This is a genomic window from Streptomyces sp. NBC_01498 (assembly GCF_036327775.1).
GTDB lineage: Bacteria > Actinomycetota > Actinomycetes > Streptomycetales > Streptomycetaceae > Streptomyces.
On the sequence record NZ_CP109598.1, the window covers coordinates 5,666,792 to 5,679,800 of the forward strand.

Annotated in this window: 9 protein-coding genes; 7 read left to right on the forward strand and 2 right to left on the reverse strand. The window is 71.0% G+C overall.

Features of this window, described 5'->3' with window-relative positions:
* Positions 1-90: 90 nt before the first annotated feature.
* On the reverse strand, positions 91-999 hold the full coding sequence (locus tag OG875_RS24180; protein WP_330176325.1) for a hypothetical protein: 909 nt from the start codon (positions 997-999) through the stop codon (positions 91-93).
* Positions 1,000-1,375: 376 nt separating this feature from the next.
* On the opposite strand from OG875_RS24180, the gene OG875_RS24185 reads away from it, so the two are divergent.
* The 5 genes from OG875_RS24185 (at position 1,376) to OG875_RS24205 (ending at position 8,444) form a co-directional block, all read left to right on the forward strand.
* Positions 1,376-2,155, forward strand: coding sequence for a S1 family peptidase (locus OG875_RS24185; RefSeq protein ID WP_330176326.1), 780 nt, complete (start codon positions 1,376-1,378; stop codon positions 2,153-2,155).
* Positions 2,156-2,695: 540 nt separating this feature from the next.
* The gene (locus OG875_RS24190) at positions 2,696-3,463 is read left to right on the forward strand and encodes a S1 family peptidase (RefSeq protein ID WP_330177887.1); all 768 of its coding nucleotides are present in this window, start codon (positions 2,696-2,698) and stop codon (positions 3,461-3,463) included.
* Positions 3,464-3,786: 323 nt separating this feature from the next.
* Complete coding sequence (locus tag OG875_RS24195) at positions 3,787-4,119, forward strand: chorismate mutase (RefSeq protein ID WP_330176327.1); 333 nt, start codon at positions 3,787-3,789, stop codon at positions 4,117-4,119.
* A gap of 118 nt (positions 4,120-4,237) precedes the next feature.
* Entirely contained in the window at positions 4,238-6,775 is a 2,538-nt protein-coding gene (gene pepN / locus OG875_RS24200; RefSeq protein WP_330176328.1) for an aminopeptidase N, read from the forward strand.
* Between the two features lie 256 nt (positions 6,776-7,031).
* On the forward strand, positions 7,032-8,444 hold the full coding sequence (locus OG875_RS24205; protein WP_330176329.1) for a lysine N(6)-hydroxylase/L-ornithine N(5)-oxygenase family protein: 1,413 nt from the start codon (positions 7,032-7,034) through the stop codon (positions 8,442-8,444).
* 135 nt (positions 8,445-8,579) lie between these two features.
* Here OG875_RS24205 and OG875_RS24210 read toward each other — a convergent pair whose 3' ends face one another.
* Positions 8,580-10,403 carry a bifunctional metallophosphatase/5'-nucleotidase gene (locus OG875_RS24210; protein WP_330176330.1) on the reverse strand — a complete coding sequence of 608 codons (1,824 nt, stop codon included), beginning with the start codon at positions 10,401-10,403 and terminating at the stop codon, positions 8,580-8,582.
* 298 nt (positions 10,404-10,701) lie between these two features.
* Here OG875_RS24210 and OG875_RS24215 point away from each other — a divergent pair, with 298 nt between their 5' ends.
* On the forward strand, positions 10,702-11,424 hold the full coding sequence (locus OG875_RS24215; RefSeq protein ID WP_330176331.1) for an SIMPL domain-containing protein: 723 nt from the start codon (positions 10,702-10,704) through the stop codon (positions 11,422-11,424).
* Between the two features lie 146 nt (positions 11,425-11,570).
* Positions 11,571-13,004 carry a pyruvate kinase gene (pyk, locus tag OG875_RS24220; protein WP_330176332.1) on the forward strand — a complete coding sequence of 478 codons (1,434 nt, stop codon included), beginning with the start codon at positions 11,571-11,573 and terminating at the stop codon, positions 13,002-13,004.
* Positions 13,005-13,009: the final 5 nt, after the last annotated feature.

The following is a 13,009-nucleotide window of genomic DNA, read 5'->3' on the forward strand; positions in this document are numbered from 1 at the left end:
GACCGGCACGCGCGCGCAGGGCGGCCGGTGCGCCTGTCGGTGCGGCGCGCGCGCCCGCGAGGGGCGAAGTCCCGCCCGGCGCGGGCGTGTTCAGGTGTCGCAGTCGAGCACCGTGTGACAGAGCCCGCACCGCGCCCGCACCCGCCCCCTGACCGGTACCCGGATGCGCTGATGGCAGGTCGGGCAGGGGAACGACACCCGCAGCCCGTCCGGCAGTGTCTCGAACGTGTACGGCTGTCCCGCGTCCCCCGGCCCGCCCGGGTGGTCCAGCGCGTACCGCCGGTCCTTGGCGTACCGGTGGCGTCCCGACCAGCCCGCCGTCGTCAGCGGCGGCTGCCGCTCGTCCCGCAGGGCCTGGGCCTTGCCCTTCGTGTACGCGGTGTACCCCTGCGGGCTGGTGAACCAGATGCCCGGGTCCTCGTGGAACACCAGCGCGCGCTTGGCCAGCACGTACCCGAACTCCTCGGGGGTGAGATAGCCGAGCTTCTGGCTGGAGTCCCGGTCCTCCCGGAACGCGTCGAGGAGCAGCCAGCCCGCGCCCAGGTACGTCGTCACCGTGTCGGTGAGGATCTCGTTGTCGCGGGTGCCGGGGAAGCTCAGCCCGAGCCGGTGCAGCAGGACATGGGTGATCTCGTGCGCGAGGGCGGCGCCGATGTCCCTGCGGTGTGTCCGGAAGCGGTCATTGAGTTCGATGAAGTATTCCGGCCCCGCCGTCAGCTCGACGCTCGCCGCGTGTTCCATCGCGCGGAAGCCGACGATCATCCGGGCGTCCGGCAGACCCAGTTGGTGGACCAGCGCGCGGGCCACCCGCTGCACCCCCAGGTGCAGGTCGTCGGCATCGGCGAACGCGACGTCGGCGGGCGCGACGCTGGTGCCGTACCGCCGGACACCGTCCCCCGACAATCGGTGGTAGAGCGCGGTGATGGCGGCGCGCGCGGTGTCCAGATGCGGATAGCCGTGTACGACCGGGCCGCCGTTCGTCGCGCCTCTGTCGGTCACGCCGCCACCCCTTCGTAGGAGGCTCGTCCGTCCTCAACTGTACGGCGGTCGGGTCCGCGCGGAGGGCGCCGGCCGGGGGTGACAGGGCTCGGCGGGCTGACTCCGTCATCCTTTCGAGGGATTCCAAGACGGTCCCCGACCGTTCGGTTGGCCAAAAATTGCCTCTTGTGCGGCGGCTGAATTCTTCCCCATAATCCGGATCACGCCGTGGCGGGCGGACTGCGGGCGGTCATCGTTTGCCGATCGTCCGGCCGGCTTCGCCATGCGTACGGCACCCCCACGTGCCGAGCCTCATCGCCCCACCCGTGCGTCACGTCGCGCACGGCAGCCCCACGCACGACAACACAGCGCTGTTCCCCCCACGAAAGGCAGTCAGTTGAGCCTCCTGCGTGCCCTCAAAAGATGTGCCGTCGTCGGCGCGGTCGTCCTCGCCGGTGTGAGCCTCCAGCCCACCGCGTCCGCCGCTCCCGCCCCCGCCCCGCCGGTCGTCGGCGGCACCCCCGCCGAGCAGGGCGAATTCCCCTTCATGGTCCGTCTCTCCATGGGCTGCGGCGGCGCCCTCTACGAGCAGGACATCGTCCTGACCGCCGCCCACTGCGTGGACGGTTCCGGCCCCGACACCAGCATCACCGCCACGGCGGGTGTCGTGGACCTCCAGAGCCCCGACGCGGTCGAGGTCAACTCCACCGAGATCCTCCAGGCCCCGGGCTACAACGGCACGGGCAAGGACTGGGCACTGATCAAGCTGGCCCAGCCGATCGACCTGCCCACGCTCGACATAGCGACCGACGACTCCCTCAACGGCGGCGAGTTCACCGTCGCCGGCTGGGGCGCGGCCACCGAGGGCGGTGCCCAGGAGCGGTACATGCTCAAGGCCAACGTCCCGTTCGTCTCCGACGCGGACTGCGAGGGCGCGTACGGCACCAGCCTCGTCCCCGCCGAGGAACTGTGCGCCGGCTTCGTCGACGAGGGCGGCACGGACACCTGCCAGGGTGACTCCGGCGGCCCGATGTTCCGCGACAACGGCGCGGGCGGCTGGATCCAGGTCGGCATCGTGAGCTGGGGCAACGGCTGTGCCCGGCCCGGCTTCCCCGGTGTCTACACCGAGGTCTCCACCTTCGCCGCCGACATCCAGTCGGCCGCCGCGGGCCTCTGAACAGCCTGAACGGCCTCGGCCGCCGAACGGCTTGAGCGGCTGAACGACGACGGGCCGGCCGCGCCCGATGCCCGGCGCGCGACAGCGCGTGCGCCCGGCGCGTGAAGCGGCGGCGTGAATCGAGGAGGGGTGGGTCCCGGACCGTACGGTCCGGGACCCACCCCTCCTTCGTTCCCTGCTGTCCGGGGCCCTCGGCCGCCGTTCCCCGCCGGCCCGGGGCGCGTCCGCTGTCGTCCGTGTGGGCGCATGTGGGCGCGCACGCGCGCGGCGGCCCGAGGCGCGAGGGATTTCCGGTGTCCGGTGTTCGATGATCGGACGGCGACCGGAGGCCGACCGTTCGGTTGGCCGAGATTCGTATCTTGTGGGCCCGCTCCTGCCCTCCGGATAATCCGGATCGCGTCCTGTCGGGCTCATGCCAAGCGTGCGTGCAACGCGCGTCGACCCGTGTGCCCCACAGGTGTACTCCCTCAAGCCCCCACGAAAGGCAGACCGTTGAGCATTCAGGGTGTCCTCAAGAGATGCATCGCTGCCGGCGCTGTCATGGTCGCCGCCATCAGCCTCCAGACCGCCTCTGCCTCCGCCGCCCCCGCGCCGGACGCCCCCGCCAAGACGCAGGCCGCGGCCCCCCTCGCCCCGCCCGTCGTCGGCGGCACCCGCGCCGCCCAGGGCGAGTTCCCCTTCATGGTCCGCCTCTCCATGGGCTGCGGCGGCTCGCTCTACTCGTCCACCGTCGTGCTGACCGCCGCGCACTGCGTCGGAGCCACCGGCAACAACACCAGCATCACCGCCACCGCCGGTGTCGTGGACCTCCAGAGCACCAGCGCCGTCAAGGTCCGCTCCACCAAGATCTACCGCGCCCCCGGCTACAACGGCTCGGGCAAGGACTGGGCGCTGATCAAGCTCGCCGCGCCCATCAACCTGCCGACCCTGAAGATCGCCACCACCACGGCGTACAACAGCGGCACCTTCACCGTCGCCGGCTGGGGCTCGGCCACCGAGGGCGGCGCCCAGCAGCGCTACCTCCTCAAGGCCAACGTGCCCTTCGTCTCCGACGCGAGCTGCAACTCCTCCTACGGCGGCCAGATCATCGCCGGTGAAGAGATCTGCGCCGGCTACGCCGCGGGCGGCACCGACACCTGCCAGGGCGACTCCGGCGGCCCGATGTTCCGCCGCGACAACACCAACGCCTGGATCCAGGTCGGCATCGTGAGCTGGGGCAACGGCTGCGCCCGGCCCAACTACCCCGGTGTCTACACCGAGGTCTCCACCTTCGCGTCCGCCATCGCGTCGGCCGCCGCCACCCTCTGACCCGTACGACCTGAACGTGTGACCCGCGGAGGCGGGACAGGCCGGGGACCGGCACGCGCGCCACGTCCCCGACCGTCCCGCCTCCGCCCACGCACCCCCGCGGGACCCGCCGTGGCCGCCACCACGCCCGCGGGGGACGGCGCCGCCTTCCGTAAGAAGCGGCGCCCCTTCCCGCCGTACGGAGCAGGACCGCCCCTCCCGGCCGCACACGGCCCCACCCGCCCCGGGCCCACCGCGACCGGCCACCCGCCCCGGCCCCACCGGCGTCCTCTCCCTGAGACACCCCGGCCCCCGGCACGCCACAGGCCCTAAGCTTCCGCACCATGACCACGAGCGACAACGGCGCACTCGACGAGTCCGTCCAGGCCGAACTGGAACGCCTCCGCGGGAGCATCGACAACATCGACGCGGCCGTCGTCCACATGCTGGCCGAACGGTTCAAATGCACCCAGCAGGTCGGCCTCCTCAAGGCCGCCCACCGTCTGCCGCCCGCCGACCACGCCCGCGAGGCCCGGCAGATCACCCGGCTGAGAGAACTCGCCGAGAACGCCCGCCTCGACCCCACGTTCGCCGAGAAACTCCTCAACTTCATCATCGCCGAGGTCATCCGCCACCACGAGACCCTCGCCGACAACTCGGGGCGCACACCCCGCTAGACCGGCCACCCCCCGGTGACGCACCTGGTGGCGCCGCGCTTCGATGACCCGCCGCGTGCGCTCACAGCGCAACCCCCACCTGCTGCGCGGCCCGAGGACCATCGGGCAGCATGTCCCCATGTCCGTACTGACGCGCGACGAAGCGCAGACCCGTGCCCAGCTCATCGATGTCCACCGGTACACGGTCGCCCTCGACCTGACCACCGGCGACGACAGCTTCCAGTCCCGCGCCGCCATCCACTTCACCGCCCGCGCGGCCGGCGACACCTTCATCGAGCTGAAGCCCGCACTGCTGCGCTCCGTCCTCCTCGACGGACAGCCCCTGGACCCCGCCGACCTCACCGGGAACCGGTTCCCGCTCACCGCACTCACCCCCGGCGCCCACGAACTGAGCGTCCTGGCCACCATGCGCTACTCCCGCACCGGGGAGGGCATGCACCGCTTCACCGACCCCACCGACGGCGAGACCTACGTCTACTCGCAGCTGTTCCTCGACGACGCCCAGCGCGTCTTCGCCGTCTTCGACCAGCCCGATCTCAAAGCCGTCTTCGACGTCTCCGTCACCGCGCCCGACGGCTGGACCGTCCTCGGCAACGGCGTCGCCACCGACGAGGGCGACGGCCGCTGGAGCCTGGCGACCACACCGCGCATCTCCACCTACCTCGTCGCCGTCGCCGCCGGCCCCTGGCACTCCCTGCGCACCGAACACGCCGGACTGCCCTTCGGCATCCACTGCCGCCGCTCCCTCGCACCCCACCTCGACATCGACGCCGACGAGATATTCGCCGTCACCCGCGCCTGCTACGACCGCTACCACGAGAAGTTCGAGGAGCCGTACCCCTTCGACTCCTACGACCAGGCGTTCGTCCCCGAGTTCAACGCGGGCGCCATGGAGAACCCCGGCCTCGTCACCCTCCGGGACGAATACGTCTTCCGCTCCGCCGTCACCGACACCGAGCGCGAGACCCGGGCCGTGACCATCGCCCACGAGATGGCACACATGTGGTTCGGCGACCTCGTCACCCTCGCCTGGTGGGACGACATCTGGCTCAACGAGTCCTTCGCCGAGTACATGGGCTACCAGATCCTCACCGAGGCCACCGACCACACCGGCAGCTGGGTCGGCTTCGCCATCGACCGCAAGGCGTGGGGGTACGACGCCGACCAGCGGCCCTCCACCCACCCCGTCGCACCCGACCCCGACGCCGTGCCCGACACCGAGTCCGCACTGCTCAACTTCGACGGCATCTCCTACGCCAAGGGCGCCTCCGCGCTCCGCCAGCTCGTCAACTGGCTCGGCGAGAAGGACTTCCTCGCCGGCATCAACACCCACTTCGCCCGGCACAAGTTCGGCAACGCCACCCTCGCCGACTTCGTCGACTCCCTCGCCTCCCGCACCGACCGCGACGTCCACGCCTGGGCCGGGCGATGGCTCCGTACGACGGGCGTCGACACCCTCACCGCCGCGGTCGGCACCGGCACCAACGGCAACGGCGGCAGAAACGGCAACGGCAACGGCGGATCCGAGGCCGGCTGGACACTCGGCATCACCCAGCACGGCGACCGCCCGCACCGTATCGCCGTCGGCGCCTACGACCGCGACCTCGTCGACCCCGGCCGCCTCACCCCGCGCGAACGCTTCGAGATCGACGTCCCGCAACCCGACGGCCCCACCCCCCGCCCCGGACGCCGCCCCGACCTCGTCGTCCTCAACGACGGCGACCTCTCCTACGCCAAGATCCGCCTCGACGACCGCTCCTGGACCACCGCGCTCGACTGCCTCTCCGGCATCCCCGACCCGCTCACCCGCGCCGTCGTCTGGAACGCGGCCCGCGACCTGGTCCGCGACGGCGAACTCGCCCCCACCGCCTACCTCGACGCCGCCCGCACCCACCTCCCCCACGAGACCGACCTCGCCGTCGTCCAAGGCGTACTCGCCTTCGCCGCCACCCAGATCACCGACCGCTACCTCACCCCCGACCAGCGGCCCGCCGCCCTCGCCGCGCTCACCACCCTCTGCCGCGCCCTCATCCGCCGCACCGAGGACGGCAACGAACCCGGCCTGCGCCTCACCGCCGTACGCCACTTCATCTCCGCCGCCACCCAGCCCGACGGCATACAGGACTGGCTCAGCTCCGACAGCGTCCCCGGCGGACCCGAACTTGACCCCGAACTGCGCTGGCGCATCCTCCACCGCCTCGCCGTCCTCGGCGCCGTCGACGACGACACCCTCGGCAAGGAACTCGCCCGCGACCCCAGCTCCACCGGCCAGCAGGGCGCCGCCCGCTGCCGCGCCGCCCTCCCCGACACCGACGCCAAGGCCGCAGCCTGGGACCGCATGTTCCACACCGACGACCTGTCCAACCGCCTCTTCGCCGCCACCGCCCAAGGCTTCTGGCAGCCCGAACAGACCGACCTCGTCCAGGCGTACGTCCCCCGCTTCTACCCCGACGCCACCGGCCTCGCCCGCCGCCGGGGCCCCGCCATCGCCGACGCCGCCGGACGCCACGCCTTCCCCCTCCACGCGGTGGACCACGACTCACTGCGCCTCGGCGAGCAATGCCTCGCCGACCCCGACCTCCTCCCGGCCCTGCGCCGCAAACTCACCGACCAACTGGACGACCTGCGCCGCGCCTTGCGCGTCCGGGAGAGCTGACCGCCGACACCACCTCCGTACGGAGGGCGAACCGCGCCACTCCCGCCCCGCCCTCCGTACGGAAGACCCGCGCCCGCCGCGCGCCCTCCGGATGCCCGCGCGCCCCCTCCCGCTCTCCCGCCACACCCGCGCCCCGCACTCTCCTTCCGCGCACGCCGATACCCCCTCCGGGTCCCGCTCGTTGTGCACCGTGGGCACCGCCCCGACCCAACCGGCCCCACGGTGTATCCGGCCCCCGCGCCCTGAAGGACCCTCCATGACCGACCTCCCCGCAGACACCGACGACCGGCCGCACGATCTGGTCGGTATCGGCATCGGACCGTTCAACCTCTCCCTCGCCGCGCTCGCCCACGGCGTCCGCGGCGGAATCGCCGCCACCTTCTACGAGCAGCGCCCCGCCTTCCACTGGCACCCCGGCCTGCTCCTCGACGGCGCCACCCTCCAAGTGCCCTTCCTGGCCGACCTGGTGACCCTCGCCGACCCCGCGAGCCCCTGGTCCTTCCTCAGCTACCTCCGGGCCCGCGAACGGCTCTACCCCTTCTACGTCGCCGAACGCTTCCACATCCCCCGCGCCGAGTACGACGCGTACTGCCGCTGGGTCAGCGAACAGCTCCCCGGACTCCACTTCGGCCACCAGGTCGACGCCGTCCGCTGGAACGCCGAACGCGCCCTCTTCGAGGTCGACTTCACCCAGCTCGACCAGGACGGCGAAGCCGAAGCCCTCGGCCGCGCCTACACCCGCAACGTCGCCCTCGGCATCGGCACCGAACCCCACGTCCCCGAACCACTCAGACCCCTCACCGACACCCCCGCCGTCCCCGTCATCCACTCCGCCGACTACCTCACCCACCGCCGGCGCATCCTCGAAGCCGGACACATCACCGTCGTCGGCGCCGGACAGTCCGGCGCCGAGGTCTTCCTCGACCTGCTCCGCGCCCGCCCCGCCGGTGCCGAGAAACTCCACTGGCTCGCCCGCACCGAAGCCTTCGCCCCCATGGAGTACTCCAAGCTCGGCCTCGAACACTTCACCCCCGACTACACCCACTACTTCCACGACCTGCCCGAACGCGTCCGCGACGACCTCGTCCCACGCCAGTGGCAACTCCACAAGGGCATCGACGCGGGCACCCTCGCCGCCATCCACGACGAGCTCTACCGCCGCACCCTGCACGGCGGCTGGCCCGACACCGTCCTCACCCCCGGCGTCCTCGTCCGCACCGCCGGACGCGTCGGCGCCACCCGCCTCGAACTCCACCTGGAACACGCCCAGCAGTCCGGCCGCTCCCGCCTCACCACCGACGCCGTCGTCCTCGCCACCGGCTACCGCGAACGCCCGCTCGGCCGGCTCCTCGCCGGACTCGACCCCTACATGCGGCTCGACACCTCCCAGCGACCCCGCGTCGACCACCGGTACCGCCTGATGCTCGACCCCTCCGTCACCGGCTCCGTCTACGTCCAGAACGCCGAACGCCACACCCACGGCGTCGGCGCCCCCGATCTCGGACTCGCCGCCTGGCGCAGCGCCACCATCCTCAACTCACTCACCGGCACCGAGCCCTACCCGCTGCCCCGGCGCACCGCCTTCACCAGCTTCGGCCTCGACGGACCCGAAAGGCACCGGCCGGTGCCGGTCCCCAGAAGCCTGGTGCCGCTCTCCGAAGTGCGCTGACCCGACCCCGGAGCGCAGCGCGCACACCAGGACGTACCTCGGGACGCACGCCGCCACGCCCCCGGACGCGGTACGCCGACGCGGTGCCGGGAAGCGGCACCACGCCGGCGCACAATCAACGGACACCAACCCCCGTCAGAAGACCGGAACACCCTCGCGCGTCAGCCGCCAGTCCACCGACGCGAACCGCGCCGGGTCCACGGTCGCCTCCGTCCGCACCCACGTGATGATCGTGTTACGGATCTCGTCCGGATCCGACCACACCTGCTGCGCCCCCGGCACATGCGGGAAGTTGCCACCACCGCTCGCCCGGTAGTTGTTCACGGCGAACACGAACCGCGCCGCCGGGTCCAGCGGCGCGCCCCCGAACGACAGATTCACGATCCGCGAACCGGACGGCTTCGCGATGTCGATGTCGTACGTCAGCCCCGACACCACGTCGTAGTTGTAGTCCGGGATGTTCTCCGCGTTCGTCAGCTTCGACGTGTCCACCGGAGCGCCCGCCGCCGTCCGGACGTAGTACCGGGCCGAGTACTCCAGATAGTCCTTGATCTGAGCACCCGTCAGCAGCCGTGCCTCCAGGGTGTTCTCGAACGGGTACAGCGCCGCCGCGTCCTTGATCGTCACCTCGCCCGACGGAATCCCCGCCGTACGCGAGAAGCACGACGCCTGCGACAGCAGCGGCAGCGCCGCCCACTCGGTGCCCGCCAGACCGGCCCGCACCGTCTCCGTCTGCACATGGTTGATCAGATCGATCAGCGGCTCGTCACGCCACGGCGCGTCGGCCGTCGTCATCGGCGCCGTCGACGTACCGATGACCTGGTTGACGTACGCCACCACCTTGCGGTGCTCGTCCGCCAGCAGCCCCGTGATCTTCCGGTCCTCCTCCACGGTGTTCGAGTTGAGGACCTGCGCGCCCACCTTCTCGACCGACCAGCGGCCCCGCTCCCACACCAGGTCGAAGTCGAACAGCGTCAGCCGCTGGCCCCACTTCAGCGGCTCGGACAGCACCACGTCCTTGCCGGTCTCCTTGTTGGTGACCCGGTACTCCGGGATCTCGCTGTGCGCGTGACCCACCAGGATCGCGTCGATCCCCGGCACCTGCTCGGCCACCAGACCGGCCGCGTTCTCGACGTGCGGAAGCTGGTCACCGTACGACGACGTCCCGCTCGACCCCGAGTGCGCGGACACGATCACCACGTCCGCCCCCATCGACCGCAGCTTCGGCACCCACTTCGCCGCCTGCTCCTCCAGCCCCGGGAACGTCATCTTCCCCTGGACGTTCACCTTGTCCCAGATCGCGATACCCGGGTTGGTCAGCCCCAGCACCGCCACCCGCACATCACGGCCGTGCGGGGTCCGCAGCCGCTTGATCACATACGGCGGGAAGGCCGGCCGCAGCGTCTTCGCGTCCAGCGCGTTCGCACCGAGCAGCGGGAAGTGGCACTGCTCCTCGAACTTCCGCAGCACCGGAATCCCGTAGTTGAACTCGTGGTTGCCGAGCGCCGCCGCGTCGTAGCCGATCGCGTTCATCGCCTGCGCCATCGGGTGCACCGGGCCCCGCTTGGCCGTGATCGGGTCGATCTTGGCGTAGTAGTACGACAGTTGGGTGCCCTGGATGGTGTCGCCCGCGTCGATGAGCAGCGTGTTGCCGCGGCCCTTCTCCTTGCGGATCCGAGTCACCAGCGTCGAGATCTTCGCCAGACCGACATCGTTGCGGTCCTTGTCGTCGAACTCCTTGTCCGTGAAGTAGTCCCAGTTGAAGACATTGCCGTGCAGGTCGGTCGTGCCCATCACGGTGAACGAGTACCGCTTCGGCGGACGCCCGTGGCCATGCCCGTGGCCGCCCCCGTGCTCCTTCGCCGCCGCGGGCACGGCGGCGCCCCCGGCGATCGCCACTCCGGCGCCGGCTCCGGCGGCGGCCGAGCGGCCCAGGAACGTCCTTCGGTTCAGCGGCATCGCTACTCCTCGATCTCGTCACCCACACGCACAACGCGCGTAGACAGGGCGGCTAGATTCTGGCGCAGGAAACTGGAATCGAACACCCCTCAAGGGTTTCGGTCGCATGACCATGGAATGGCGTGCCCGGACAGCCGCCCGGTGCCAGAGTGACCGGACGCCCCGACCGGGCACACCAGCCCCACCGACGGGGTACACGCGCATCAGGTCCGACAGTTGGGCCGACGTCACCAGGTCCGGAAGCCCGGTCCGCGTACACCCACCCGCCAACTACCCACCGTACGAAGGAGAACCACCCGTGACCGCAGACGCACCCGCCCACGCCGCCGCCCCCGCCCCCTTCGGCACCCCCGAAACCCCCAGGGTCGCCGTCCGCGGAGAAGCACGCCTGGAGGTCGACCCCGAGATCGCCACCATCGACATCTCCATCGGCGCCCGCGGCACCGACCGGCGCAGCGCCCTCGACGACCTCACCCGCCGCAACAACGACGCCCTCGCCCTCATCAAGTCCTACGGCGACGCCGTCGAAAAGCTGACCACCGGCTCCTTCTCCGTCAACCCCGAACTCACCCGCCACGGCCGCGGCGAACGCGTCCGCGCCTACCACGGCCGGGTCAACGTCAGCGCCCAGCTCAACGACTTCACCGCCCTCGGCGAACTCACCACCCGCCTCGCCGACCTCGAACTCACCACCGTCAACGGCCCCTGGTGGGCCCTGCGCCCCGACTCGCCCGCACACGCCGAAGCCCGCAGGCAGGCCGTCCGCGAAGCCGTCCAGCGTGCCCGCGAATACGCCGGAGCCCTCGGCGCCGATCTCGCCGCCCTCGTCGAACTCGCCGACCTCGGCGCGGAGAACGCCGTACCGTTCACCCGCGCCCCCGCGTTCGCCCAGAGCTACGGCGGCGCCCCGGCGCCCGGCAGCGCCGCGGCCGCGCCGCCCGCCCTGGATCTCGAACCGCAGCGGCAGACCGTGCACGCCCAGGTGAACGCACGCTTCACGATGACACCCCCCGTCCTGTGAGCCGCACTGGCGACAACTCCCGAATAACGCTCATCGGAGCGGCCCGGCGCACACTTCAACACTTGTCAACAACCCTTCATGCAAAGGTTGTTGAGTAGTCATGTGAGACCAATTACCTACCCATCGGTAAGGTTTAGTCTCGACACATGCGCCGAGCCAAAATCGTCTGTACCCTCGGGCCCGCCACCGACTCGTACGACCAGATCAAGGCACTGGTCGAGGCCGGAATGGACGTCGCCCGCTTCAACCTCAGCCACGGCAGCTACGCCGACCACGAGGGCCGCTACCAGCGCGTACGCAAAGCCGCCGAGGAGACCGGCCGCAGCGTGGGAATCCTCGCGGACCTTCAAGGCCCGAAGATCCGCCTCGGACGCTTCCGCGAGGGACCCGTACTCCTCGAACGCGGCGACGAGTTCACCATCACCGTCGAACCGCACGAAGGCGACCGCCACCTCTGCGGCACCACCTACGAGGGACTCGCCGACGACGTCACCGCCGGCGAACGCATCCTCGTGGACGACGGCAAGGTGACCCTGGAGGTCGTGGAGGTCGACGGACCCCGCGTGCGCACCACCGTGGTCGAGGGCGGCATGGTCTCCGACAACAAGGGACTCAACCTCCCCGGCGTCGCCGTCTCCGTCCCCGCCCTGTCCGAGAAGGACATCGACGACCTCCGCTGGGCCCTGCGCGTCGGCGCGGACGTCGTCGCCCTCTCCTTCGTACGCAGCGGACGCGACATCGAGGACGTCCACCGCGTCATGGACGAAGAAGGACGGCGCGTCCCGGTCATCGCCAAGGTCGAGAAGCCGCAGGCCGTCGAGAACATAGACGACATCGTCGCCGCGTTCGACGGCATCATGGTCGCCCGCGGCGACCTCGGCGTCGAAATGCCCCTGGAGCAGGTGCCGATCGTCCAGAAGCGCGCCATCAAACTCGCCAAGCGCAACGCGAAGCCGGTCATCGTCGCCACACAGATGCTCGACTCGATGATCGACAACTCCCGGCCCACCCGCGCCGAGGCGTCCGACGTCGCCAACGCGATCATCGACGGCACCGACGCGGTGATGCTCTCCGGCGAGACCAGCGTCGGAAAATACGCGGTCGAGACCGTCCGCACCATGAGCCGCATCGTGGAAGCCGCCGAGGAGGACGTCCTCGCCAAGGGCCTCCCCCCGCTCACCGAACGCAACAAACCCCGCACCCAGGGCGGCGCGGTCGCCCGCGCGGCGGCCGAGATGGGCGACTTCCTCGGCGCCAAGTTCCTGGTGGCCTTCACCCAGTCCGGCGACACGGTCAAGCGCCTGTCCCGCTACCGCTCCCCGATCCCCCTGCTCGCCTTCACCCCGGACCCGGCGACCCGGGCCCAGCTCAACCTCACCTGGGGAGTCGAGGCGTTCCTCGGCCCGCACGTCGAGTCGACGGACGCGATGGTCGACCAGGTCGACGAACAACTGCTGCGGATCGGCCGCTGCGCCAAGGGCGACGTCGTGGTGATCACGGCGGGCTCCCCGCCGGGCGTCGCGGGCTCCACGAACCTGGTCCGCGTCCACCACATCGGCGAGGACGACAGCCCGAAGTAGCGGAC